This is a genomic window from Paraburkholderia sp. EG286A, from assembly GCF_040965375.1.
Taxonomy (GTDB): Bacteria; Pseudomonadota; Gammaproteobacteria; order Burkholderiales; family Burkholderiaceae; genus Paraburkholderia.
In genome coordinates this window covers 344,785-370,339 of record NZ_JBFRCB010000004.1, presented here as the reverse complement: position 1 = coordinate 370,339, position 25,555 = coordinate 344,785, and the positions used below count along the sequence as shown (strand labels likewise).

22 protein-coding genes are annotated in these 25,555 nt (G+C 66.1%); 8 read left to right on the top strand and 14 right to left on the bottom strand.

Going from position 1 to position 25,555, the window contains the following annotated elements:
• The first annotated feature begins 32 nt into the window (after nucleotides 1–32).
• Nucleotides 33–926, top strand: coding sequence for an alpha/beta fold hydrolase (locus AB4Y35_RS20550; RefSeq protein ID WP_368705686.1), 894 nt, complete (start codon nucleotides 33–35; stop codon nucleotides 924–926).
• A complete protein-coding gene (locus AB4Y35_RS20545) occupies nucleotides 914–1,387 on the top strand; it encodes a GFA family protein (RefSeq protein ID WP_368705685.1) in 474 nt (157 codons plus the stop codon). The genes AB4Y35_RS20550 and AB4Y35_RS20545 overlap by 13 nt, the downstream gene beginning before the upstream one ends.
• 98 nt (nucleotides 1,388–1,485) lie before the next feature.
• Here the strand turns inward: AB4Y35_RS20545 and AB4Y35_RS20540 are convergent, their stop codons facing one another.
• From AB4Y35_RS20540 to fae, 3 genes are read right to left on the bottom strand one after another with little or no spacing between them, the layout of a single operon-like run.
• Nucleotides 1,486–2,952: an NAD-dependent succinate-semialdehyde dehydrogenase gene (locus AB4Y35_RS20540; RefSeq protein ID WP_368705684.1), complete on the bottom strand. Its 1,467-nt coding sequence runs from the start codon at nucleotides 2,950–2,952 to the stop codon at nucleotides 1,486–1,488.
• Nucleotides 2,949–3,968 carry an aldo/keto reductase gene (locus AB4Y35_RS20535; protein ID WP_368705683.1) on the bottom strand — a complete coding sequence of 340 codons (1,020 nt, stop codon included), beginning with the start codon at nucleotides 3,966–3,968 and terminating at the stop codon, nucleotides 2,949–2,951. Before AB4Y35_RS20535 ends, AB4Y35_RS20540 begins: the two co-directional genes overlap by 4 nt.
• A 28-nt stretch (nucleotides 3,969–3,996) precedes the next feature.
• Nucleotides 3,997–4,518 carry a formaldehyde-activating enzyme gene (gene fae / locus AB4Y35_RS20530; protein WP_158761135.1) on the bottom strand — a complete coding sequence of 174 codons (522 nt, stop codon included), beginning with the start codon at nucleotides 4,516–4,518 and terminating at the stop codon, nucleotides 3,997–3,999.
• A gap of 285 nt (nucleotides 4,519–4,803) precedes the next feature.
• Between fae and AB4Y35_RS20525 the strand changes: the two genes are divergently transcribed.
• The 5 genes from AB4Y35_RS20525 to AB4Y35_RS20505 all read left to right on the top strand — a co-directional run bounded on the left by AB4Y35_RS20525 (nucleotide 4,804) and on the right by AB4Y35_RS20505 (nucleotide 9,930).
• Nucleotides 4,804–5,841 carry an ABC transporter substrate-binding protein gene (locus tag AB4Y35_RS20525; RefSeq protein WP_368687286.1) on the top strand — a complete coding sequence of 346 codons (1,038 nt, stop codon included), beginning with the start codon at nucleotides 4,804–4,806 and terminating at the stop codon, nucleotides 5,839–5,841.
• 60 nt (nucleotides 5,842–5,901) lie between these two features.
• The gene (locus AB4Y35_RS20520; protein ID WP_368705682.1) at nucleotides 5,902–6,867 is read left to right on the top strand and encodes an ABC transporter permease; all 966 of its coding nucleotides are present in this window, start codon (nucleotides 5,902–5,904) and stop codon (nucleotides 6,865–6,867) included.
• An 89-nt stretch (nucleotides 6,868–6,956) separates the two neighbouring features.
• Entirely contained in the window at nucleotides 6,957–7,781 is an 825-nt protein-coding gene (locus tag AB4Y35_RS20515; protein ID WP_368705681.1) for a glycine betaine/L-proline ABC transporter ATP-binding protein, read from the top strand.
• 10 nt (nucleotides 7,782–7,791) lie between these two features.
• Complete coding sequence (locus tag AB4Y35_RS20510) at nucleotides 7,792–8,964, top strand: MFS transporter (protein ID WP_368705680.1); 1,173 nt, start codon at nucleotides 7,792–7,794, stop codon at nucleotides 8,962–8,964.
• 87 nt (nucleotides 8,965–9,051) lie between these two features.
• On the top strand, nucleotides 9,052–9,930 hold the full coding sequence (locus AB4Y35_RS20505; protein ID WP_368706123.1) for a LysR substrate-binding domain-containing protein: 879 nt from the start codon (nucleotides 9,052–9,054) through the stop codon (nucleotides 9,928–9,930).
• Here the strand turns inward: AB4Y35_RS20505 and AB4Y35_RS20500 are convergent.
• From AB4Y35_RS20500 to aldA, 4 genes are all read right to left on the bottom strand, one after another.
• Nucleotides 9,903–11,579: a GMC family oxidoreductase gene (locus AB4Y35_RS20500; protein ID WP_368705679.1), complete on the bottom strand. Its 1,677-nt coding sequence runs from the start codon at nucleotides 11,577–11,579 to the stop codon at nucleotides 9,903–9,905. The genes AB4Y35_RS20505 and AB4Y35_RS20500 overlap by 28 nt on opposite strands.
• A gap of 17 nt (nucleotides 11,580–11,596) precedes the next feature.
• A complete protein-coding gene (locus AB4Y35_RS20495) occupies nucleotides 11,597–12,814 on the bottom strand; it encodes a mandelate racemase/muconate lactonizing enzyme family protein (protein ID WP_368705678.1) in 1,218 nt (405 codons plus the stop codon).
• A gap of 13 nt (nucleotides 12,815–12,827) precedes the next feature.
• Nucleotides 12,828–14,069, bottom strand: coding sequence for a nitrate/nitrite transporter (locus AB4Y35_RS20490; RefSeq protein WP_368706122.1), 1,242 nt, complete (start codon nucleotides 14,067–14,069; stop codon nucleotides 12,828–12,830).
• A 249-nt stretch (nucleotides 14,070–14,318) separates the two neighbouring features.
• Nucleotides 14,319–15,740, bottom strand: a complete 1,422-nt coding sequence (gene aldA, locus AB4Y35_RS20485; protein WP_368705677.1) for an aldehyde dehydrogenase — start codon at nucleotides 15,738–15,740, stop codon at nucleotides 14,319–14,321.
• 251 nt (nucleotides 15,741–15,991) lie between these two features.
• Here aldA and AB4Y35_RS20480 point away from each other — a divergent pair, with 251 nt between their 5' ends.
• A complete protein-coding gene (locus AB4Y35_RS20480; protein ID WP_342919691.1) occupies nucleotides 15,992–16,720 on the top strand; it encodes a DeoR/GlpR family DNA-binding transcription regulator in 729 nt (242 codons plus the stop codon).
• Nucleotides 16,721–16,766: 46 nt separating this feature from the next.
• On the opposite strand, the gene AB4Y35_RS20475 is transcribed toward AB4Y35_RS20480, so the two are convergent.
• From AB4Y35_RS20475 to AB4Y35_RS20445, 7 genes are all read right to left on the bottom strand, one after another.
• Nucleotides 16,767–17,810: an ABC transporter permease gene (locus tag AB4Y35_RS20475; RefSeq protein WP_368705676.1), complete on the bottom strand. Its 1,044-nt coding sequence runs from the start codon at nucleotides 17,808–17,810 to the stop codon at nucleotides 16,767–16,769.
• 29 nt (nucleotides 17,811–17,839) lie between these two features.
• Complete coding sequence (locus tag AB4Y35_RS20470) at nucleotides 17,840–19,360, bottom strand: sugar ABC transporter ATP-binding protein (RefSeq protein WP_368705675.1); 1,521 nt, start codon at nucleotides 19,358–19,360, stop codon at nucleotides 17,840–17,842.
• Nucleotides 19,361–19,433: 73 nt separating this feature from the next.
• Entirely contained in the window at nucleotides 19,434–20,438 is a 1,005-nt protein-coding gene (locus AB4Y35_RS20465) for an autoinducer 2 ABC transporter substrate-binding protein (RefSeq protein WP_321921577.1), read from the bottom strand.
• 102 nt (nucleotides 20,439–20,540) lie between these two features.
• Nucleotides 20,541–21,578, bottom strand: a complete 1,038-nt coding sequence (locus AB4Y35_RS20460) for an ABC transporter permease (protein WP_368695810.1) — start codon at nucleotides 21,576–21,578, stop codon at nucleotides 20,541–20,543.
• 39 nt (nucleotides 21,579–21,617) lie between these two features.
• Complete coding sequence (gene rbsK / locus AB4Y35_RS20455; RefSeq protein WP_254314878.1) at nucleotides 21,618–22,559, bottom strand: ribokinase; 942 nt, start codon at nucleotides 22,557–22,559, stop codon at nucleotides 21,618–21,620.
• A complete protein-coding gene (locus tag AB4Y35_RS20450; RefSeq protein ID WP_368705674.1) occupies nucleotides 22,556–23,035 on the bottom strand; it encodes an RbsD/FucU family protein in 480 nt (159 codons plus the stop codon). The genes rbsK and AB4Y35_RS20450 overlap by 4 nt, the downstream gene beginning before the upstream one ends.
• Before the next feature lie 138 nt (nucleotides 23,036–23,173).
• Nucleotides 23,174–25,555, bottom strand: a complete 2,382-nt coding sequence (locus AB4Y35_RS20445; protein WP_368705673.1) for an aldehyde dehydrogenase family protein — start codon at nucleotides 25,553–25,555, stop codon at nucleotides 23,174–23,176.

Here is a 25,555-nt window from a genome sequence, read left to right as displayed (position 1 = left end):
GAGCACGCAACTTGAGCGCGAAGGAGCGCCCCATGCTTAACCATATCGAAACCGATTTGCTCGACATCGCCTATGACGAACAGGGCGACGCGAACGGATGGCCAGTCGTCCTGCTGCACGGCTTTCCCTATGACATCCACGCATACGACGAAGTCACGCCACGCCTGGTTTCAGAGGGCGCCCGCGTGATCGTCCCCTACCTGCGGGGATACGGCCCAACGCGCTTCCTTTCGCCCACGACGCCTCGCTCGGGCCAGCAGGCAGCGCTTGGCGCGGACCTGCTGGCGCTGCTCGACGCCCTGCAGATCGACCGCGCCATCCTCGGCGGATACGACTGGGGCGGCCGCGCGGCATGCATCGTGGCGGCGCTCTACCCGTCGAGAGCGCGGGGTCTGGTATCGGTCAACGGCTACAACATCCAGGATATCGCCGCTGCCGCACAGCCGGCCGACCCCGAAAAGGAACATCGCATGTGGTACCAGTACTACCTGCACGGCGAGCGCGGCCGGGCTGGATTGACCGAACAACGGCGCGTGTTCTGCCGTCTCCTGTGGTCGCTCTGGTCGCCGACCTGGCGCTTCGACGACGACCTCTACGCGCGCACGGCAGCGTCGTTCGACAATCCCGATTTCGTCGACGTGGTGGTCCATTCCTACCGCCACCGTTTCGGGCTGGTCGAAGGCGATCCCCGCTTCGACGACATCGAGCATCGCCTCGCCGCCACGCCGCCGATCACCGTGCCGACGATCACGCTCGACGGAGACGCCGACGGCGTTCAGCCGCCCGGGGCACGAGAGACCAGCTCGAAGCGCTTCAGCGGACGCCATGAGAACCGCATCGTGCCGAATGCAGGCCATAACCTGCCGCAGGAGGCGCCAGCAACGTTCGCCGCAGCGGTTCTCGACATCAACGCGTGGGCCGGTTGACGCCGCGCTTTATCCGCAAGGGAGAAACTAAAGACATGGTGGGCGATACGAACCAACGGGCAGGCCAGTGCCATTGCGGCGCAGTGCGTTTCGTGGCGACGCTCAGCGACGGCCTCAACTCGATCCGCCGCTGCAATTGCTCTTACTGCCGCATGCGAGGCGCGGTCATCGTCGCGGCCGAAATGGGCGGGATCGCATTCCTGCAGGGCGAGGAGGTGCTGACGAGCTACCGCTTCAACACCGGAGCGGCGCAGCACTTCTTCTGTTCTCGCTGCGGAATCGCCACCCATCTTCAACGGCGTTCCAACCCGAACCGATATGGCGTGAACGTGGCTTGCCTCGACGGCGTCAGCCCGTTCGATTTCGCCGAGGTCCCGGTGATGGACGGCGTGAATCATCCGAACGACACCGGCGGCACGGCGCGCCTTGCGGGCACCGTGCGTTTCATCGCGGCTGAATGAGGCCTGAGGCCCATTCGCTCGCTCAATTGAAGGCTCAAAATAAACCGCCGCGCTCTCGCGCGGCGGCCTTCGCCAGACGCTGGCAGGCGTGAGGAAAATCAGCCGAGCCCGCCCATCATCAGGTACTTCGTTTCGAGGTACTCGTCGAGCCCGTACTTCGAGCCTTCGCGCCCGAGCCCCGACTCCTTCACGCCGCCAAACGGCGCGACCTCAGTCGAGATGATGCCCTCGTTGATGCCGACCATGCCGCTTTCCAGCGCGCCCGCCACGCGCCATACGCGGCCAATGTCGCGTGCGTAGAAGTAGGCGGACAGACCGAAGTCGGTATCGTTCGCCGCCTGGATCACTTCCTCCTCGGTCTCGAAGCGGAACACCGCGGCCACGGGGCCGAACGTCTCCTCGTGCGCGAGCATCATGCCGCCGTGCGCGCCCGTGATGACCGTCGGCTCGTAAAACGTGCCGCCCAGCGCATGCGGGTGGCCGCCGCACGCAATGGCGCCGCCCTTCTCGAGCGCATCGCTCACATGCGCCTCGACCTTGCGCAACGCCGCGCCGTTGATGAGCGGCCCTTGCGTGGCGCCCGGCTCCATGCCGCCCGCCACGCGCAGCGCGCGCACGGCCGCAACCAGTTTCTCGACGAAGGCGTCGTGCACGCCGGCCTGCACGTAGAAGCGGTTCACGCAGACGCAGGTCTGCCCCGTGTTGCGGAATTTCGAGGCTATCGCGCCTTCCACGGCGGCATCGAGATCGGCGTCGTCGAACACGATGAAGGGCGCGTTGCCGCCCAGTTCGAGCGACACCTTCTTCACCGTATCGGCGGCAGCACGCATGAGCAGCTTGCCCACGCGCGTCGAACCCGTGAACGAGATCTTGCGCACGGCCTTCGAGGCCATCAGCGTGTCGCCGATCGCCGGGGCGTCGCCCGAGACGACATTGAACACGCCGCGCGGAATGCCCGCCTCGGCCGCCAGTTCGGCGAGCGCGAGCGCAGAGAGCGGCGTTTCTTCCGAAGGCTTGAGCACCATCGTGCAACCCGCCGCGAGCGCCGGGCCGGCCTTGCGCGTGACCATGGCGAGCGGGAAATTCCACGGCGTGATCGCACCGACCACGCCCACGGGCTCCTTCGTGACGACAATGCGCGCGCCCTTCTTCGGCGCGGGAATCACGTCGCCATAGGCGCGTCGCGCTTCCTCGGCGAACCACGTGAGAAAGCTCGCCGCGTACGCCACTTCGCCCAGCGCTTCCGCATAGGGCTTGCCCTGCTCGGCCGTCATGATGCGCGCGAGGTCTTCGCGATGCGCATGCATCAGCTCGCCCCAGCGGCGCACCTTCGCGCTGCGCTCCGCCGCCGTGGCGTCGCGCCAAGCCGGGAACGCGTGCGAGGCCGCCGCCACGGCCTGCAGCGCTTCGCGCGCACCGGCGCGGGCCACCTGCGCGAGCGGCGCGCCGGTGGCCGGGTCGATGATGGGGTAGGTCGCTTCGCTCGCCACCCATTCGCCGTCGATGAAGCTCGATGTGCGCCACAGGCGCGCTTCCTTGAGTCCGTCAATCGTCGAGCCCGTCATGCTGCGATCTCCAGGCGGCGTGCCGCGCGCGGCACGCGCGGAATGCGCGCGCTCACGTAATCGTTGATCACGTCGCACGGCGTGTAGTTGCGCTCGAGTTCGTAGAGCTCGTCGGCACTCAGTTGCATGTCGAGCGCGGCGAGCGCGCTTTCGAACTGCGCAACGGTGTCCGCGCCCACGAGCATCGACGAGATGCCCGCACGCCCCAGCACCCAGGCCTGCGCGATCTGCGCGCTCGACACGCCGCGCGCCGCCGCGACTTCCGCCACCGAACGCGCGATATCGCGCGAAGCTTCATCGTCGTACATCTGCACGGTGAAGAAGTCGGTCTGGTTACGCACCGACTTCGCGTCGCCGGAAAGGAGGCCGCGTGCGAGCGGACTGAACACCGAGACGCCCACGCCCTGATCCTGGCAGAACGGAATCATCTCGCGCTCTTCCTCGCGATACGCACAGTTCAGCTGCAGCTGCATATTGATGGGTCGTGCGAAGTGATAGCGCTCGCACGCCTGCAGAATCTTGGCGAACTGCCACGTGAACATCGTCGACACGCCGATATAGCGCGCCTTGCCCGCACGGACGATGTCGTTGAGCGCGTCCATGGTTTCTTCGACCGGCGTGTTCACGTCGAAGTAGTGCAGCATGTAAACGTCGACGTAGTCGGTTTGCAGCCGGCGCAGCGAGCCGTCGATGCTTTCCATGATGTGCTTGCGCGAGTGGCCCTGGTTGTTCGCGCCGTTGCCGATCGGATACCCGACCTTGGTCGTGAGTACGAGTTCGTCGCGCTTCGCAAGCCGCCGCACGATGCGCCCCACCACTTCCTCGCCCACACCGGTCGAGTAGAAGTCCGCGAGGTCGATGAAGTTCACGCCCGCTTCGAGCGCGCGGCGCACGATGGGCTCGCTTTGCTCTTCGTTGTAGATCCACGGCTTCCATTCGGGCGTGCCCATGTTCATCGTGCCGAGGCACAGGCGCGACACCTTCAGGCCGGAGCGGCCAAGTTGCACGTATTGCATCGTAGTCACCTGTAACGATTGGCGCGGCTCAAGCCGCTTTGGCCTTCGGCGTGTAGAACGGATTGCTGATCTGGTCTTTGATCTTCGCAATGTCGTCGAGCTTCGGGAGCCCGTTCATCGCGGCGCGAATGGCCGTCTTGCAGGCCACGTAATTGTTCTCGTACACGGCGTCGAGGTCGTCGCACGACCAGTTCACCCAGTTCGCCGTGACGATGCACCATTCGTTCTCCGCTTGCGGCGGCAGCGTGCCGTCGAGCATCGCTTCCGTCACCGCCTTTGCGATGGCCGCCTGCGAGGCGCCCCACGTGGCGTTGCCGTGCAGGTCGCCGCGAATGTCGGCCTTGTTCACGTAGAGCGTGGCGGGCTTGACCGGCACGTTGGGCTGCGCCACCACCATGAACGGCACGTGCCCTTGCGAAGGCGACGACAGGCTGTTCGTAAACGCCTGCCCCACCGGGCCGTTGCGCGGGCCGATCATGATGTTGATGTGGGCAGCGTTTACGCCTGGTCCAGCGAAACCTTCGCCGATATAGACTTGCAGGTCTTTCATGTTTGACTCCGTCTCCTGTGTACATGAGTTCGAATTTGGCCAGACGCATTCCAGCACACGCCGCAAGCGCCCAAAAGCTATGAAATCTCATGGGGGCATGACGCGCAGTCATCGCTCTCGCATGCATCATTCGCGTGATGAAAGTGGCATGAGATCAGGTAATGCATCGATGACTATTCGTTGCTTCGCAACCCGAAATGCCACGGCTAGACTCTGGTCGGACTGATTCGAAAAGCGGCGGCCCCACGCTGGCCCGCGCATACAATTCCAATCACTGGAGACGACATGAGACGTATCACGCTGGCAGGCGTGCGTATTGCCGCCGCCCTCGCGCTGACCGGCGCGGCCACGAGCAGCTTTGCAGCCCCCGGCTGGTGCCAGGCGGGCAAAACCGTGAAACTCGCGCAAATCACCTGGGAAAGCGGCGCGCTGATGACCGAAATGGTGCGCACGGTGCTGGAGAAGGGTTACGGCTGCAAGACCGAAGTCGTGCCCGGCGCCACGGCCGCCACCGAAACGGCGCTCACGAAGAACGACCTGCAGGTTTGGGCCGAGCACTGGACGGGCCGCAGCCCCATCGTCGCGCGCGGCTTGAAGGACGGCAGCGTGAAGCTCGTGGGCGAGCTGATTCCCGGCGGCGACAAGGAAGGCTGGTACGTCCCCGACTACGTGATCAACGGCGACGCGAAGCGCGGCATCAAGCCCATGGCGCCGCAACTGCGCTCCGTCGCGCAACTGCCGCAGTACAAATCCCTCTTCACGGACGACGAAGAACCCGGTAAGGGCCGCTTCTACAACTGCCCCGCGGGCTGGGATTGCGAGCGCTTCAACAACCGCCTGCTCACCGCCTACAAGCTCGGCGACGACTATACGAACTTCCGCCCCGGCACTGGCGGCGCGCTCGACGCGGCGATCGCCTCGGCCTACGAGCGCGGCAAGCCCATTCTGTTCTACTACTGGCAGCCCGCCGGCCTGATGGCGAAGTACCACTTCGTGCAACTCGAGGGCGCGCCGTATTCCGACGCCTGCTGGGACACCATCGCCGACCCGAAGGGCGCGCCGTGCGCGTCTGCCTTCAAGGTCTCGCATCTGAAGGTCGCGGTCTCCACACCGTTCTACGACGCCGAGCCCGACGCCGTCGCGTTCTTCGGCAAGGTGAGCCTGCCGCTCACGCTCGACGAACAACTGGTCCAGCAGATGCACGACAAGAAGCTCGACGCCTCCACGGTCGCGCGCACGTTCTTCGAGCAGCATCCGGAAATCTGGAAGCAATGGGTCACGCCGGAAGTCGCCGCGCGCGTGCAGGCCGGCCTGCGCACGTAAGCAACGACACTGGCCGCACGACGGTCCGCATCACATGACACACGCAGAATGAGGCTCACCATGGGATCTCCCTTTCTTCACCTCTCGATCGCCGACTGGGTCAACGATCAGGTCGCCGCGTTCGTGCAGCGCTACGGCGACGCGTTCCACAACTTCAGCGTGCTGATGCTGCGCGACCTGCTCGTGCCGCTCGAAAGCCTGCTGCGCGCCACGCCGCCCGTCGTCGTGCTCGCCGCCGTGGGCCTGCTCGGCTGGCATGCGTCGCGGCGCATCGGCGTGGCGCTGCTGTTCGTCGTGCTGCTCTGGCTGATCGGCTGCTTCGGGCTGTGGGACAAGCTCATGCAGACCTTCGCGCTGATGGTCGTCGCCACGCTCATCTCGGTCGTGCTCGGCGTGCCGCTCGGCATCCTCGCGGCCTCGAGCAGCGGGTTGCGCCGCGTGCTGCTGCCGGTGCTCGACGTCATGCAGACGCTGCCCAGCTTCGTGTACCTGATTCCGGTGCTGATGCTGTTCGGCCTCGGCAAGGTGCCCGCCATTCTCGCCACGGTCGTCTATGCGCTGCCGCCGCTCATTCGTCTGACCGATCTCGGCATCCGCCACGTGGATGCGGAAATCGTCGAAGCCGCGCGCGCGTTCGGCACCACGCGCACGCAATTGCTGTTTGGCGTGCAGTTGCCGCTCGCACGGCCGAGCATCATGGCGGGTATCAACCAGACCACGATGATGGCGCTTTCCATGGTCGTGATCGCCTCGATGATCGGCTCGCGCGGTCTTGGCGAAGACGTGCTTGCGGGCATTCAGACGCTCGACGTGGGCAAGGGCACGCAGGCGGGCGTCGCCATCGTGATTCTCGCGATCGTGATCGACCGCATCAGCCAGAGTTACGGGCAGGGCCGGCGCACGCGCGGCCTCGCGCGTAAATCGAAGCAACCCTCGCGCATTCCGTTTCGCCGCGTTCGCGAACAGGAGAGCGAAAGCGCCGGCGCGCCCGGCAGCAGCGACCTGACGAGCCAGCCGGCCAAGTAACGAACGCGCAGGCAAAAGCGCCGGCACAATGGCGGAAACCCGGCCGGCGCGTCCCGCATACGCAATGAGCATGGAATGAGGTAACGATCATGAGCGGCATCGAAGTCAAGAACGTCTACAAGATCTTCGGCACGCGCGAAAGCAGCCAGCGCGCGCTCGAACTGCTGCGCGGCGGCGCGGGCAAGGCCGAGGTCCTCGAGAAGACGCGCTGCAATGTGGGGCTCAACGACGTGAGCCTGTCGATCGGCTCGGGCCAGATCTTCGTCATCATGGGCCTGTCGGGCTCGGGCAAATCCACTCTGGTACGCCACTTCAACCGGCTCATCGAGCCGACCGTGGGTGAGATCCTGATCGACGGCAAGGACGTGCTCAAGCTTTCCGACAACGGCCTGCGCGATCTGCGCCGTTACGGCGTGAGCATGGTGTTCCAGAGCTTCGGACTCCTGCCTCACCAGACGGTGCTCAACAATGCCGCGTACGCCCTCGCCACCCGCGGCGAAAAGAAAGCGGCGGCGCACGCGAGCGCGCGCGAATGGCTCGGCAAGGTGGGCCTCGCGGGTTATGCGGACCACTATCCCGACGAGCTTTCGGGCGGCATGCGCCAGCGCGTGGGCCTCGCCCGTGCGCTCGCCGCGAACACCGACGTGCTGCTGATGGATGAAGCGTTCTCCGCCCTCGATCCGCTCATCCGCACCGAAATGCAGGACCAGCTGCTCGAACTCCAGGCCACGCTCAAGAAGACCATCGTGTTCATCACGCACGACCTCGACGAGGCGTTGCGCATCGGCAACCAGATCGCGATCCTGCGCGACGGCCGCCTGATCCAGTGCGGCTCGCCCGACGACATCCTGCACCGCCCCGCCGACGACTACGTGCGGCGCTTCGTCGAGCGCCGCGCCGGGACGACGCACTAAGCCGCCGTACATGCGGGCGCTCATCGGCCTGCTGGGCGGCTATACGATCCTCGTTTGCGGGAACAGCCTCCTCACGACGCTGATCTCGCTGCGCATGCTGCACGGCGAGCGCACCGCGCTCGACGTCGGCCTCGTGCAATCGTGCTATTACGTCGGCTTCATCATCGGCGCGCTGGGGCTCGGCCCGATCGTCGGGCGCATCGGGCCGCAGCGCGCCTTCATCGGTTTTGGCGCGCTCGCCGCACTCGCGGCGCTCGGCTATCTCTCCTTCGATTCCCCCGACATTTGGGCCGTGCTGCGGCTCATCACCGGCTTTAGCATGGTCGGCGTGTTCACCTCGATCGAGAGCGGCGTGAACGGCGCCGTGCCGAACGAACGGCGCGGGCGGGCATTCGCGTTTTATCTCGTCCTCACGTATCTCGGCGTGAGCGCGGGGCAGTTCCTGCTGGGCGTGGGCGCGCCCGGCGGCATTTTCGAGCATGCACTCGTGAACGGGTTGTTCGTGACCGCGCTCATCCCGGTGGCGCTGATCGGCGAGTGGCAATCGGCCGGAGCGGCACCGCCCGCGCCTGCGGCCACGGCGCCGGCTTCCGCGCTCGCCACGCCGAAGCGCCCCACGCTGCTGCTCGACGGCCTACGCGAACTGCACCGCGTCGCGCCGCGCAGCGTGCCGGCCTGCGTCGGCGCGGGGCTGCTTTCCAGCGCGTTCTATGCGCTCACGCCGGTGTATCTCGCGCGCATCGGCTATCCGGCCAGCGGGATTTCACGCGCCATGGGCGTCGTGCTGATCGGTGCCCTGCTTTCGCAATGGCCCGTGGGGCGGCTCTCCGACCGGCTCGGGCGGCGCGCCACGCTCGGCCTGATCTCGCTCGTCTCCGCGTGCGCGGCCGCGGCGCTCGCCGTCCTGCGCGCGCCGGTTCTCGTCGACACGATCCTGTTTCTCTACGTGGCGCTCACCTTCACGCTCTACGGCGTGATCGTCTCTGACGTGAACGACCGTGTCGATCAGGCGCGGCGCGTGCAGACGAGCGCGACGCTGCTGCTCGTCTTCTCGCTCGGCGGCGCGGCCGGTCCCACCGTCGCTTCGCTGTTCATGCGTCTTCTGGGGGCGGGCGGGCTCTATGTGTTCGCGCTCGTCGTCACGCTCGCGCTCGCGGCGCTGTCACGCGCGCGGGGCGTCTGAATGGCGGCGCGGGCCGGTATACTGCGTCGTTTGCAGGAGGCGTCGTTTCGAGGCGCCCGGAGCGAGGAGACGACCTTGAAGCGAAAGATGCCGGCGCTGAACGCCCTGAAGGCGTTCGAGGCGGCAGGCACGAGCGGCAGCTTCACCCGCGCCGCCGAGCAGTTGAACGTGACGCAGAGCGCGGTGAGCCGCCAGGTGCGCCAGCTCGAAGAACAGCTTGGCGAGGCGCTGCTCGAGCGCCATCACCACCGGCTCGAACTGACCGAAGCCGGGCGTGCGCTGCTACGCACGCTCCAGCAGTCGTTCGACCGCATCGAAGTGACGGTGCGCACGATCCAGCAGAAGAGCGACCTCAACCGCCTGCGCGTGAACGCGCCGCCCACCTTCGCGAGCCGCTGGCTCGTGCCGCGCCTCACGCGCCTGCAGGCGCGCCATCCCGAGCTCGAACTGAGCCTCACCACGCATCTGCAGGACAGTCTGGCCGATTCGACGGCGCTGGACTGCGCGATCCGCTTTGGCGACGGGGAATGGGAAGGCCTCGACAGCTCGCTGCTGATGCACGAATCGCACATCGCGGTGTGCGCGCCCGCGCTGCTCGCGCAAGGGCCCATCGATCTCACGCAGCACACCTTGCTGCACGTGCTCGCGGGCGACAACCAGCGCTATCTCACCTGGCGGCACTGGCTCGACGCGGCGCGCATCGAGGACGTGGACACCTCGGGCGGCTACGAATTCGACCTGCTCGATCATGCGATCCGCGCGGCCATCGAAGGGCTCGGCGTGACGATGGCCGACCGCCACATGATCGAACACGAACTGGCCCAGGGGCTGCTCGCGCCCGTGCGCGACATCCACGTGGACGGCCGCCAGTCCTACTGGTTCGTGGTGCGGCCCGAACAGAAGGCTTCGAAGCCGCTCCGGCTTTTCCGGCAATGGCTTCAGGACGAAATCGCGGCCATGCGCTGACGGCCCTGCGCGACGGCCTGCGCGGCAATGGCCTGATCGGCGTCTTCCAGAATCAGGTCTGCGCCCTTTTCCGCGACCATCATGGTCGGCGCGTTGGTGTTGCCCGACGTGATGTTCGGGAAGATCGACGCATCCACCACGCGCAGACCTTCGATGCCATGCACGCGCAGACGCGCGTCCACCACCGCCGTGCGCGGGTCCGGCCCCATCGCGCAGGTGCCGCACAGGTGATAGATCGATCCGCTTTGCTCGCGGAAGAACTTGAGCATGCTCGCGTCGTCGGTCACTTCGCCCGCGGGCGTCACCTCGGCTTCAGTGATGCCCCGCAGTGCGCGCGCCGTCATCAGCTTGCGCACGAGGCGGCTGCCCGCAATCGCCTCGTCGCGGTCCTTCCGCGTCGAGAGGTAGTTGCCGCGAATTTTCGGCGCGTCTTCCACGTTCGCCGAAGCGATCTCCACCGAGCCACGGCTCGTGGGCCGGCAAGGATTGAAGCAGACCAGAAAGCCCGAGTACGGCTCCGGCGTGAGCTGTGCCCGATTCGATTTGGGAATCCGGTACGAAAGCGGGTTGAAGTACACCTGCATGTTCGGGTGCGCCTCGTCCTGGCTCGTGCGGAAGAACCCGCCCGACTGGTTCACGCTCATCGAGAACGGACCCTTGCGCTGCAACACGTATTGCAGCCCGAACTTCAGCTTGCCCATCCAGCTGCCGAATGAATCGTTGAGCGTCTTCACGCGCGAGCGGTAGTAGAAGCTCACGCACAGATGGTCCTGCAGGTTCTGCCCCACCGCAGGCAGTTCGTGCACCACGTCGATGCCGTGCTTCGCGAGCAGCGCACGCGGGCCCACGCCCGATAGCTGCAACAGCTTGGGCGAATCGACCGCGCCGGCCGCGACGATGACTTCGCGATTTGCACGAAACGTGCGCTTCACGCCTTGCTGCACGATCTCCACGCCGATGGCGCGTTTTTGAGCCTCGTCGAACAGCACACGCGTGGCGCGTGCATGATGCTCGATCTTCAGGTTCGAGCGCTGCCCCGCGCGATGCAGATAGGCCACGCTGCTCGAATCGCGCTTGCCGTCGCGCGTATTCACATCGTAGATGCCCACGCCTTCGAGCCGCGCGCCGTTGAAGTCCTCATTGCGCTCGTAGCCGAGCTGCGTGCAGCCTTCGACGAAGGTGCGGCAAACCGGATGCGCGCCATCCTTCATCGGCGTGATGCGCACGGGGCCGTTCGCGCCGTGCCAGGGCGTGTCGCCGAGCGGATGCGATTCGAGCTTGCGGAAGTACGGCAGCACTTCCTGGTACGACCAGCCCACATTGCCTGCCGCGGCCCAATCGTCGTAGTCGCGCGCGGCGCCGCGCACGTAGATCATGGCGTTGATCGCGCCCGAGCCGCCCTGCACCTTGCCGCGCGGCGCGTAGATCTGCCGGCCGGCAAGCTCCGGCTCCGGCTCGCTGTAGTACATCCAGTTGTACTGCTTGTTGTAGTACAGCTTGGCGAAGCCGATCGGGATCTTGAACCAGAACGAATCGTCGGGTCCGCCCGCTTCGAGCAGCAGCACCGAGTGACGCCCGGAAGCGGAGAGCCGTTCCGCGAGAATGCAGCCCGCCGATCCGGCGCCGGCGATGATGTAGTCGTAGTTCATCTGAGTGCTCCGGCAGGTCAGCCGCGTGCGGGCGAGGTATCGCGCACGTCGGCGGGCTGGCTTGCCATCTGCAGATGCAGACGCTTGCCTGTATAAGGCGAGTGCGCGCGCACGACGTCCATGTCGAGTTCGACGCCCAGGCCCGGCGCCTTCGAGGGAATGATGTAGCCGTCTTCCCACTGGATCGGCTGCTTGAGCACTTGCGCGTGGAAACCGTCCCACGTGCCGATGCTTTCCTGAATCAGGAAGTTCGGCGTGCAGGCCGCGAGCTGAATGCTGGCCGCCGCGCCGATGGGCCCGTTGTAGAGATGCGGCGCGATCTGCGCGTAGTGCACTTCGGCGAGCGTCGCGATCTTCTTCGCTTCGAGCAGACCGCCCACGCGCGCGACGTTCAGTTGCAGGATCGACGCACCGCCCCCCTGCAGCAGCTTGTGGAATTCGTACTTGGTGGTGAGGCGCTCGCCCGTGGCAATGGGAATCGACGTGTGCTGCGCGACATGGGCGATGGCCTCTTCCTGGCCCGGCGGCACCGGCTCCTCGAACCACAGCGGGTCGTATTTTTCGAGCCGCTTCGCCAGCCGGATGGCCGAAGAAGGCACCATCTGGCCGTGCGTGCCGAACAGCAGATCGGCCTTGCTTCCCACCGCTTCACGGACCTTGCGGCAGAACGTTTCGCAACGGTCGAGCACTTCGAGCGAAAGCTGGTGCCCCGAATAGGCGGTGTACGGACCCGCCGGATCGAACTTGACCGCAGTGAAACCGCGCTTCACATTTTCGGCCGCGCATTCGGCGGCGAGATCCGGGTCGTCGTAATCGTATTCGCCCTGCGCATTCTTCGGGTACAGGTAGGTGTACGAACGCAGCCGCTCGTTCACCATGCCCCCGAGTAGTTCGTACACGGGCTTGTCCGCCGCCTTCCCGATGATGTCCCAGCATGCCATTTCGAGGCCGCTCACGATGCCCATCATCGTAAGGTCCGGGCGCTGCGTGAAGCCGCTCGAATAGCCCTCGCGGAACAGGCGCTCGACGCGGTGCGGATCGTGATCCAGCAGATAGCGCGTGAAGACGTCTTCGATCGCGCTCACCATCACGTCGGGATGGAACGTGGCCGCGTAGATTTCGCCCACGCCTTCGATGCCGCAATCGGTTTTCAGCGTAACGAAGATCCAGTACATGCCGCCGAGGTGCGGAGGCGGCACCGCGACGACGTTCGTGTCAATTGCAACGACTTTCATGGTTCAGGCTGTTTCAGGCAGTTTTGGAGTGGGTCATGCGCTTGAGCACGAGCGCGGCGATACCGCCGAGCGTGCCGATGGCGGCGATATAGGCGAAATAGATCTGGTAGCCGGCCATGCCCGCATAGTGCTCGGTGATATAGCCGTTCACGAGCGGCAGGAAGATGTCCGACGAGTAGCCGATCAGCGAAACGAGACCGATGGCGAGGCCCGTGATGCGCATGGGAATCGCGCAGTAATCGAGCAGCGTCCAGTAGAGGCCGCGAATCGCGTAAGTCATGAGGCCGATGAACAGCACCACCGCGCCGAGCAGCGCCATGTTGCGCAGCGCGGGCAGCAGGATCAGGCCGATCAGGCCCGCGACGGCCAGGAACAGCGCCCAGATCAGCACGCGCAGGTTCGACAGGCGGTCGCCGAGAAAGCCGCCGCCAATGCCGCCGATGGGGCGCATCCAGAGCTTCGCGGTGGTGACCATGCCGGCCGCCACGACGCTCATATGCATCTCACCCTGCTGGAGATATGCGGAGAAGCTGTAAGTGGCCCAGAAGATCTGATAGCCGCAGAACACCACAGCCGCCATGAGCCAGAGTTGGGGAATCGCGGCGAGCGTCGCGAGATCGCGCCACAGCGAACCGGTCGCATTTGCCTCGACCGATTTGCTTTCGACCTGCGCGGGCGCGGGATCCTTGAAGAAGCTCATCAACGCGCCGAGTGCGATACACGTGAAGGAATACAGATAAATCACGTGACGCAGGCCCGCCGCTTCACCGCGTCCCGAGCCGGTCGCGGCGGCGAAGAGCGCGAGCGCGGCGGTGGCGAGGAGCGCTTCGACGAGCCCGCGTCCGCCATCGAGCAGCCCGAAGAAGCGCCCTTGTTCGTTCGCCGCCGCGATCATGCGCACGCGTTTGAGCACCGAGGCCCAGAACGTGAGGCCGGTCGTGACGCCCCAAAGGCAGAAGATCGCGAGCAGCGTATGGAATGACGGCGCGGTGGAGTACCAGAGGCCCAGCGCCCCGGTGCCGATGAGCGAAAAGCAGATCAACAGGCGCGGCGCGACGCGGTCGGCGAGCCAGCCGCTCGGCAGATAGCAGACGAAGAACACGATGCCGAGCACCGAGTAGAGATAGCCGAGCTGGGCGTTGTCGATACGCAGGACATCGAGCATCGTGGTCTGGTAGACCTGACGCAGATACAGCAGCGGATAGATACCGCCCGCGGCGAGCACGAGCAGCAGCAACTGCACGTAGCGCTGCATGGAGCCCGCTGCGGCGGGCGTGAGCGATGGGGTTTCGGCGCGCGGCAGCGCCGGCGCATTGGGTTTTCCGATGGACTTCTGCAAGTTTGTCTCCTGTCGACCAGAGTTAGTGCAAAGCACTTACTCTGGTCCCATGCAAAGCTGTCGACGCCGGCGCGCGGACGGTTGGCCGCGCGAGGCGTTCTCTCTTTATCTGCGGCGCCTTGTACGAGAGGCGCCGTTGCTGCAATTAATCAGTATCTCGAACGATCAGAACGGCATCACGACAAGGCGTGTCTGCGTGAATTCGAGCATGCCGTGCTTGCCGTCGTCGCCGCCGAGGCCCGAGCGCTTCCAGCCGGCGTGATAGCCCTGGTATGGGTCGGCAGGCGTGCGGTTCACGTACAGTTCGCCAGCTTCGATCTCGTTCGCGACGCGCAGCGTCGTGCGGTAGCGCTCCGTAAAGAGCACCGACGACAGGCCGAACTGGTGATCGTTGGCCATGTGCAGCGCGTCGTCGAGCGTCTCGTACGAAAGCACCGGCAGCACCGGGCCGAAGATCTCTTCCTGCACGATCTCCATGTCCTGGCGACAATGCGTGAGCAAGGTAGGCGGATAGAAATGACCCTTGCCTTCGGGCACGTAACCGCCCGTTTCGAGCTTCGCGCCTTCGGCTACCGCGCGCTCGACCATCGCGTGGATCGCTGCGCGTGCGCTCGCGCTCACGAGCGGACCCATGCGGGCGGCGTCTTCGGCGCGGTCGCCGAAGCGCACGGCGCTCATCTTCTCGCGCAGCAGCGCGACGAAGCGGTCATGCACCGAAGCGTGCACGTACACGCGTTCGATCGCCGTGCAGAGCTGGCCGCAATGCGTGGTTTTCGAGCGCACGATGGCCGTTGCGGCCGCTTCGAGATCGGCGTCGTCTTCGATGATGGCGGGCGTCTTGCCGCCCAACTCCAGCGAAGGCTTGGCGATGTTTTCCTTGCAGTAATCGAGCACCTTGCGGCCCGCGCTCACGCTGCCCGTGAGCGTGATCATGCCGACGTCCGCCTGCGTGCAGAGCACGGCGGCGGTATCGTGGTTCATGGCCAGCACGTTGAAAATGCCCGCGGGCAGTTCCGCTTCCTGCGCGGCGCGCGCCACTTCGAACGCCGAGCCCGGCGTGTTGTTGCTCGGCCGCACGACCACCGCGTTACCCGTGATGAGCGCCGGCGCGACCTTGCGCAGCAGCGTGTACACGGGGAAGTTGAACGGAATCAGGCACGCGGCCACGCCGATCGGCTCGCGCATGAGAATGAGGTTTTCGTTCGCGCTGTCGCTCGGAATCACCTCGCCTTCAATGCGGCGCGCCCACTGCGCGTGGTAGCGCAGGATTTCGGCGGCGTACTGCGCTTCGGCGGTCGCGTCCGCGACGCTCTTGCCCGACTCGGCGGCAAGCGCCGCGCCGATCTTCGGCGCGCGCGCCACGATCGCGTCCGCGAAACGGTTCAGGATCGCGCCGCGTTCGGCGGCGGGCAGCTTGCGCCAGGCGCGCTGCGCGGCCTTGGCGGCCACGACCGCGCGCACCGCGTCGGCGGCGCTCGCGGCGCTCACGTGGCCGATCGCGTCGCCGGTTGCCGGGTTATGGACAGCGATCTGCGGCCCTTCGGCGCCGACGAACTGCCCATTGATGAAATTGAGGTCTGATCGCATGGATTGCTGCCGGTTTGGCGTTGCCGCCGCTTCATGAGAAAGGGCAGTATCCGTGCGGCATCGGGACGCCACAAACGATTAATTGTCGAGCGGAGCATGCGAAAAACGCATGCTCGCCGTAGCGGGCGCTGGGGCGGCAGGAGCCAAAGCGCGTGGCCATCGCACGCCTTGCTTGTTATAATTCGCTCACGCGTACGAAACAAATCTAACGTTCGCCGGAACGCAGCATACTCCGGCGCAGCACCCACTCCATGGCCAAAACCGACCGGCTGCGCGCCCTTGCCGACGCGCTCGCAAAACACAACGTCATGCATCTGCGCGATGCAGCCAGCGTGCTTGGTGTCTCCGAAATGACCGTGCGGCGCGACATCGCCGCGAATCCCGAGCGTTTCACGTATCTGGGCGGCTATATCGTGAGCGCGCAGGACGTGCCCAATACCGCCGGCTACTCGCTCGAACACGAAAAGGACCACTTCGCGCAGGCCAAGGCGCAAGCGTCCGCGCACGCGGCGCGGCTCATCGCGCAGAACGACACCGTGTTCATCGACTGCGGCACGACGCTTGCCGCCCTCGCGCGCCTCATCCCTTCGCAGCTGCAAATCACGGCGGTGTGCTATTCGCTCAACGTGGCCGAGATTCTGCGGCGCATGCCCAATGTGCGCATGATCTTGCTGGGAGGCGTGTATGTGCCGTCGTCGGACTCGTTTGCCGGCGAGGAGAGCCTGGAAACGCTGCGCCGCATGGGCATCAACAAGGCGTTCATTTCAGCGGGCGGCGTGGACGCCGCGCGCGGCGTAACCTGCTGGAACTTCCACGAAGTGGCGCTCAAGCAGGCCGCGATGGCCAGCGCCGTGGAAAGCCATCTCGTTGTGGATGCCAGCAAGTACGGCATCGTGAAGGCGTGGCGCTTTTCGCAGCTGGACGACTTCAACTCCGTCATCACCGAAAAAGGCCAGACGCTGCGCGCGCACAGCGCATAAGCGCCGACCGGCCGTGCTGCGCCGGTCGCTTCAATAGCCGGCTGACTCAGCTGCGCCGACGCAGCGCGAACAGCGTACCGGCCACCAGAATGAACGCGCCGACGATCACCTTCTGCCACGTGCTCGGCACGCCCACGAGAATCAGCACATTGTTGATGAGCGTGACGAGCGCCACGCCGAGCAACGTGCCCACGACCGTGCCGCTGCCGCCCGTAATGCGCGCGCCGCCCAGAATCACAGCCGCGATCACGTCGAGTTCCGAGCCCACGAGGTCGAACGGATTGGCAAGCCGGTTGTTCGCCACGTGCAAGATACCTGCCACGCCGGCGAGAAACCCCGTATAGCCGAACACGAACAAACGGATCGCGCGCAGGTTGAAGCCGAGCCGCTCCGCAATCGCCGTGCTGCCGCCCATGGCGTAGACGCCGCGCCCCATCATCGTGCGGTTGAGCAGCCACCACGTGAGAATCGCGCCCGCCACGAGCGCGATCGCGGAAACGGGCAGCACCGCGTTGAGCCCGTCGGCGGTCTTGTAGGCAATGAGCGGAATGCGGCCGAAGTGATCCATGCTGTGCGGGATGTTCATGAAGAACGTCGTGCCCACGAAGGTGAGCAGCAGCCCGCGATAGAGGTACTGCGTGCCGATCGTCACGATCAGCGAGGGCGCCTGCAGCCGGTGCACGAGCATGCCGTTGATGACGCCGAGCACGATGCCGCCCACGGCGCCCGTGAGCAGAATGAGCGCGAACGGCGCGTCGGGCCACCACGCGAACACGGCTTTCGTGATCGAGTACATCGTGAGCGCGCCGATCGCCGTGAACGAGACGTCGATGCCGCCCGACGCCAGCACGACGAGTGTGCCGAGCGCGAACAGCGACGTGATCGTGGCGGAGTGCAGCAGATCGAACAGCGTGGCCCACTGGAAAAAGCGCGGATTGATGGAAGCGACGATCACGCAGGTAATGACGATCAGCGTGGCCGTGAACCATTCGGGGTTGCGGGCGAGCTTCGCGCGCCAGTTGAGCGGTACGCTCTGGCGCGCGACTTCGACGGTGTTGGACGACGTGCTCATTGTCTGATTCATGCTCATGCGGTGTCCGGCAAAACGTTACGCGGAATTCAGGCTGCCTCTGCAAGCAGCGCGCGGTACAGCTCGGCCTCGGTCAGGCCATCGGCGTGATGCTCTTCGGCGAGGCGGCCCTTACGCATCATCAGCACGCGGTCGCAGTTCTGCAGCAGCTCGGGCAGGTCGTCGCTGACGAGCAGAATGCCGATGCCGCGCTGCGAGAGCCGCTGCATGATGCGATAGATGATGTCCTTCGAGCCGACGTCCACACCCACGGTCGGCCCGTGCAGGATCAGCACGTGCGGGTCGATGGCGAGCCAGCGGCCAATCAACACGCGCTGCTGGTTGCCGCCCGAGAGCGACTGCACGGCCTTGTCCACATCGGGCGTGGCGATCTGCAGTTCCTTCACGGTGTTTTCGGCCAGCGCGCGTGCGCGCGTGCGGTCGATCTGGCCGAAGCGGTCGCGCAGGCTCGCGATCATCGCCGTGATCACGTTGTCGCGAATCGGCTTGTCGAGGAAGAGGCCTTCATTCAGGCGGTCTTCCGGCACGTAGCCAATGCGCGCGCGCCTCGCGTCGCCGGGCGTCGATAGCTTGATCGCGCGGCCTTCGAGCACGATCTCGCCCGCATCGGCGGGCGCGACGCCCGCAAGCGCACGCGCGAGTTCGTTGCGGCCCGAATCGAGCAGGCCCGTCACGCCGAGAATCTCGCCGCGATGCAGCGTAAACGAGACGTCGCTGAAGAGGCCCGTGCGGCCGAGGCCGCGAACGTCGAGCAGCACCTCGGCTTCGGCCGCGACGTTGCGGTAGCGTTCGGTGGAAAGCTCGCGGCCCGTCATCAGTTCGCTCAACTGCGCCTTGGTGTAGTTCGTGATCGGGCCTTGCGTCACTTTCTGGCCGTCGCGCAGCACGATCACTTCGCCGCCGATCGCATAGCACTCGTCGAGCTTGTGGCTCACGAACAGCACGGTCACGCCCTGCGCGCGCAACTGCCCGAGCACGGCGATGAGGTTGGTCACTTCCTTTTGCGTGAGCGAGGTCGTGGGCTCGTCCATGATGACGAACTTCGCCTCGCTCGCGATGGCACGCGCGATCGCCACGAGCTGGCGCGTGGCGAGCGGCAGCTGTTCGATGAGCGTCGCCTGAAAATCGGCGTCGCCCGGCAGGCCCACGGCCTTCAAGGCGCGCTCTGCCGTGCGGGCCAGTTCGCGGCGGTCGAACGTGCGCGCGAGACGCCCCGCGTGTTCCGCGAGTTCGGTCGTGAGCCCGATGTTTTCGGCCACGCTCATGTTGGGCAGCAGCGAAAGATCCTGGTACACAGTCTCGATGCCGGCCGCCAGCGATTCGAGCGGCGTGAGCCGCGCGTGGCGCGCGCCGTCGATCACCAGATCGCCTTCGTCGGGCGGCTGCGCGCCGGAGATGATCTTGATGAGCGTGCTCTTGCCGCACCCGTTCTCGCCGAGCAGGTGATAGATCTGCCCGCGCTCGAACGCGAGCGTCACGCCGCGCAAGGCGTGCACGCCCGTGAAGCGCTTGTGCACGCCGAGCACCTGCAATAACGGTTCTGAAGCCATGTCGTCTCTTCGTGACGTTGCGACGAAGCGCGCGCCGGGTCACCAGACCGCTGCGCGCGCCACCTTCTCCCGATCAGAAGTTGTATTGCTTGTAGTTCGACTTGTCGACGCTCACCCAGCCCTGGCCGCGCACGATGATGCCCTTGCCCGGACCCTTCGACACCGTGACCTTTTCGTAGCCCGGCAGGCCGAGGTTCGCGCCGTTCTCCACGGTCTTGCCGTCGATCAGCATCATCGCGATCTTGTTCATGGCGATGCCGGCCAGCTTCGGATCCCAGAACGCGATGCCGTTGATCGCGCCGCTTTCGAGGTACTTGCCGGCCTCGGTCGGCAGGCCGGTGCCATACACGCAGATCTTGCCCTGCAGGCCCGCTTCCTCGACGGCGCGGCCAATGCCGATCACGTCGAGCGACGACGAGCCCTGGAAGCCCTTGATGTCCGGATGCTTGCGCAGCACTTCCTTGGCCACTTCATACGCGTGCTCGCCGTCGTTGTTGGTTTCGAGGTTGGTCTCGACGAGCTGCATCTTCGGGAACTTCTTCTTCGCGTTGTCGATGCCGCCATTGGCCCACTGCACCTGCGAGCGGCTGCCGAGCGAGCCGACCATGGTCGCCCACTTGCCATCGTCGTGCATGCACGAGGCGAGGCGGTCGTTGAGCGCGGCGCCGTAGGCGGAGTTGTCGAACGCCTCGACGTCGACCATCGTGTTCTTCTCGTTGTCGGCTTCATGCGTGACGACCTTGATGCCGCGGTCCATCGCCTTCTTGAGCGCCGGTTCGAGCGTGGGCGGGTCATACGGCACGACCGCGATCGCGCTCACTTTCTTCGCGATCAGGTCGTCGATGATCTTCAGTTGCTGCGCGGCGTCCGCGCGGCCGGGCCCGGTCTGGTAGACCGAAACGTTCGGGTTGTCCTTGCCGAATTCCTTGACGCCGTCGTCCATGCGGTTGAACCAGCTGATGCCGGTCACCTTCACCACCGTGACGATGGTCGGGTTTTCCGCCGCATACGCCACGGCCGCCATGCCAGCGGCAAGTGCACACGCCGTGATCGCCACACTGAGTCGCTTGATCTTCATGTTCGATGTCTCCGTTTTTTTATAGCCGATTAGCCTTCGCCCCGAAAGAGATGGCGGCGGACCTCCGAGGCTCGAGGCCCGCCTGCTACACGGTTCAGCCCGTCAGCCCGAGGTCCGCCCTTTGCCGGCGGACGCGGAGCCACCGAGACCGAAAATCGCGCGTACCCGCTCGCCGCCCGCGAATGCGAGCGAGAGCAACAGCAGGAAGCCCCAGGCACAGTCGCCGAAAAACTGCGAAACGCCCATCAGATTGAAGAGGCTCGAAAGGAATTGCAGCACCGTCGCGGCAAAGAACACGCAAATGATGCGTCCGTAGCCGCCCGCGGGATTCACGCCGCCCATCACCGCAATGAGAATGGCGATCAGCAGATAGGAATTGCCGTAGTCCCATTTCGCGCTGAGCGTGTGCGAAACGCTCACGAGCCCCGCGAGCGACGCGAGCACGCCGCACATCGCGTAGGTCATGATCAGCATGCGCGCGCGCGGAATGCCGGCATAAAACGCCGCGCGCTGGTTCGTGCCCATCAGGTAGAGGCGCAGCCCGAACGGTGTGCGCCTGAGCAGCCAGCCCAGCAGCACGACCACGGCCACGAATAGCAGGAACGAGATCGGCACCTGGAAGAACGTGCCGTTGCTGATATCGGCGAGCGGTTCGACGTAGTCCACGTGCACGGAAGCGCCGTTGCTCAGCGCCACCGCGAAGCCCGTGAAAAGCAGCTGCGTGCCGAGCGTGCAGAGAATGGGCGTGAGCCCGAGGCGCGCGATCACCACGCCGTTCAGCAGGCCGCCAAGGAGCCCCATCCCAAGCACGATCACGATGAAGAGCGCCGTATAAAGCGCGGGCGAGTCGTCGCCGCTCACGAAACGCGGCACCACCAGCGCGGCGATCATGCCCGAAAGATTCGCGAGCCCCACGCCGGACAGGTCGATGCCGCCGTTGCCCGACAGCATGGAGAGCATGATGCCGAGCGCGAGCAGCGCGACTTCGGGCAGTTGCGCGCCCATCGACTGCAGGTTGTCGATGCCGACGAACTGCCCGCGCGACACCCAGACCGCGACCAGCACGACCAGCAGGTTCACGGCCAGCAGGAAGTTCAACTGCCGGTCGCCGAACCATTTGGCAAAGAGTGCAGACTTCATGGACCTCATCCTTTGCGGTGTGTTTTCACCTGGCAACGTTCAATGCGCGCTGGCACTCGCCGTGCGCGCGAGCATGGCGTCGACTTCTTCCTTGCGCGGCATGGAAGGCGCGGTGCCGGGGCGCGTGACGGAAATGCCCGCCAGCGCGCAGCCGAAACGCGTGGCCGTGAGCGCGTCGTCGCCGCGCGCGAGCGCCGCCGCGAAGCCGCCCGTGAAGCCGTCGCCCGCGCCCGCCGTTTCCACCACCGGGCCACAGTTGAAGGCGGGCAGCAGGACCGAAGCATCGCGCGTATGGAGCAACGCGCCGGCTTCGCCCAGCGTCACGATGACCGCGCCCGCGCCCTTGGCGAGCAGCACGTCGGCGGCGCGGCGCGCGTCGTCGGCGTTGCGGATCTCGATGCCCGTGAGCGCCTGCGCCTCGGTCTCATTGGGCGTGATGTAATCGCACAGCGGGAAGATGTCGTCGGGCAGCGCCATGGCGGGCGCCGGATTGAACACCGTCTTCACGCCATGCCGGCGCGCGAGTTCGAGGCCGCGCCGCGCTGCCGCGAGCGGCTGTTCCAGCTGCGTGACGAATACCTGGGAGGCCGCAATATCGGCTTCGATCGCTTCGGCGTCGCCGGGCTCCATCGTGGCCGCCGCGCCCGCTGCGACGATGATCGCGTTCATGCCGGTCGTGTCGTCCACGAAGATGTGCGCCGCGCCCGTGGCCAGGCCGTCCACGGCCTGGGTGCGCGCCGTGATGCCTTCGGCGGCCCACGTCGCGCGCGCGATGTCGCCGAACGCGTCGTTGCCCACGCGCGTGCAGAACACCACTTGCGCGCCCGCGCGCGCGGCGGCCACGGCCTGATTCGAGCCCTTGCCGCCCGGCCCCATCGCGAATGCCGATCCGGCGAGCGTCTCGCCGATCATCGGCATGCGGCTCGCGCGGAACGCCAGATCGGTCACATAGATGCCGAGGATGACGACGCGTCCGCTCATTGGCCGTGCTCCCTGGCGCGCGGCGCGTCGGGTGCGAGCAGCACGCCTTTGGTGAACACGAAGCAGCCGTAGCCGCGCGTTTCGCCCGTGGCGATCACACAGTAGGCTTTGCGGGCGCGCGCATAGAACGCATGACGCTCGATGGGCGCGAACGGCACCGCGCGGCCTTCCGCGGCGTCGACCTCGGCCTGCGCTTCGTGCTGCACGGTGGGAATCGTGTCGGGTTCGCCGACCACTTCCATGCGCATGGCCGGGGCTTCGACGAAGGTGTCGAGCGGCAGCACGGAGAGGATCGCGCGCACGGCGCGGGGCGCATCGGCGCCGTCGATGCGCAGGAGCTTGCCGAGCACCGTGGCGCGCGCAACGGAGTCGGCGGGAAAGTTGGCGTCGCAAACGACGAGTTCGTCGCCGTGACCCATCGCGCGCAGCGCTTGCAGGACATCGGCGTTCAGAAGCGGGTCGAGATTCTTCAGCATGTTTGTCTCCTGTCGGCCGCACTTGGCGCTTTAGCTGTCGACCGGAGTTAGGGCTTTAGCCCTTACTCCGGTCCCATGCAAAGCACTTAGTGCGGCCCCATGCAAAGCTAATACGTGGCGCTTTCTTGTTCGAAACGCTCAGTCGCCGTACGGTATCCAGATGTTCTTCACCTGCACGGCATGGCGCAGGAACGGCAATCCTGCGCTCGTCCGGTCGAACCAGTCAACCTCGCGGCCATGATCGACGAAGGTCCGTTTCAGGTTGCCCACCGACTCGCGCTCCACGAGGGACGAATCGGCCGCCGTACCGAAGCACCAGAGCGCATCCACGTCGTCGTGCTTCGCGAGGGCGGGCAGCAGCGCGGCACGCTCGCCGGTCAGGATGTTGAGTGCGCCCGCAGGCACATCCGAGGTTTCCACGACCTGATAGAAGTCCGTTGCCGCCAGCGGGCACGCCTCGCTCGCCAGCGCCACGACGCGATTGCCCATCGCCAGCGCCGGGGCGATCAGCGAAACGAAGCCGAGCAGCGGCGCTTCGTCGGGGCAAGCGATGCCGACCACGCCCAGCGCCTCGTGCATGGCGAGCGCGACGCCGCGCAACGGCGGGGTATGCACCGCGCCATCGAACTTGTCGGCCCACGCCGCATAGCTGAACAGCCGGTCGATCGCCATCTCCACTTCACGCCCGGCTGCGCGCGCGTCGTGCCCGGCGCGGCGCGTGAGCTGCCGCGCGAATTCATCGGCGCGCGCGCTCAGGTTTTCCGCGAGGTAGTACAGCACCTGGGCGCGAGCGTGCGTGCTCATCTGCGTCCACTTGCCCGCGCCGCGCGCGGCGGCAACGGCGTCGCGCACGTCCTTGCGGCTGCCCGCGCCGACTTCGCCCACCCATTCGCCATTCGGCGCGTAGACGGCGTGCGAATAGCCACTGTCGGGCCGCACCTGTTTGCCGCCGATGAATAGCTTCGCAGTGCGATCGAGACCGCTGCCCGCGTGCGTAAAGTCGGGTGCCGGCGGGCGCACCTCACGTTGCGCGCGCATCGGCAGCTTGCTCCATGCGGCCGGCTTCAGATATTCGAACACGCCTTCGCGGCCGCCCTCGCGCCCGAAGCCCGATTCGCGGTAACCGCCGAAGCCCACGCTCGCGTCGAAGAGGTTCGTCGCGTTGATCCACACCACGCCGCACTGCAGGCGCGGCGCAATGTCGAGCGCGCGCCCGATGGTCTCGCTCCACACGCTCGCGGCGAGGCCATAGCGCGAATTGTTGGCGAGCGCCACGGCCTCTTCCGGCGTGCGAAAGCTCATGGCCGCGAGCACCGGCCCGAAGATTTCTTCCTGCGCGAGCGTCGAGGCGGGCCCGATGCCCGTCACGAGCGTCGGCGGATAGAAGCAGCCGCCCGACGGCAGTTCGACTTCGCGCGGCTGCCACACGTTGCAGCCTTCGCGCCGCCCCGCTTCGACGAGCGACTCGATGCGTTCGAGCTGCACCGGATCGACGATCGCGCCGATATCGATGCCCTTGTCGAGCGAGGGCCCGACGCGCAGCGTCGCCATGCGGCGCTTGAGCTTCTCGATGAAGCGCGCTTCGACGCCTTCCTGCACCAGCAGCCGGGAACCCGCGCAGCAGACCTGGCCCTGGTTGAACCAGATGGCGTCCACCACGCCTTCCACGGCGCCGTCGAGGTCGGCGTCGTCGAACACGATGAACGGCGACTTGCCGCCCAGTTCGAGCGTGAGCGACTTGCCCGTGCCGGCCGTGGCGGTGCGGATGAGGCGCCCCACTTCGGTCGAGCCGGTGAAGGCGATCTTGTCGACGCCGGGATGCTCGACGAGCGCCGCGCCCGTGCCGCCGTCGCCCGTCACCACGTTGAGTACGCCCTTGGGCAGGCCGGCGCGATGCGCCAGTTCGGCGAACAGGAGCGCGGTGAGCGGCGTGTATTCGGCGGGCTTGAGCACCACGCAGTTGCCGAGCGCGATGGCGGGCGCCACTTTCCACGCGAGCATCAGCAGCGGGAAATTCCACGGCACGATCTGGCCGATCACGCCAAGCGGCGACCAGCCTTCCAGCTCGCTGTCCTGAAGCTGCGCCCAGCCCGCGTGATGGAGGAAATGGCGCGCCACGAGCGGCACGTCGATATCGCGCGCCTCGCGAATCGGCTTGCCGTTGTCGAGCGCTTCGAGCACGGCGAAGAGGCGGTTGTGGCGCTGCACCATGCGCGAGAGCGCGTAGAGATGCCGCGCGCGCGCCGCGCCGCCCATGGCGTACCACGCGGGCTGCGCCGCGTGCGCCGCCGCGACGGCCGCCGCCACATCCGCCGCACCGCCCTGCGCCACCGCGGCGAGCGCCTCGCCCGTGGCGGGCGCACGCACTTCGAAGCGCGCACCATCGGCACTTGCGCGCCACGCGCCGTCAATGAAATGCCCAAACGCGGCCTCGTGCTGCGCGAGCCACGCGCGCACGGGCTGATCGTCCTCGGGGGCGGGACCGTAATCCATCGTTCGGAAATACTCGGCTACGCTCAT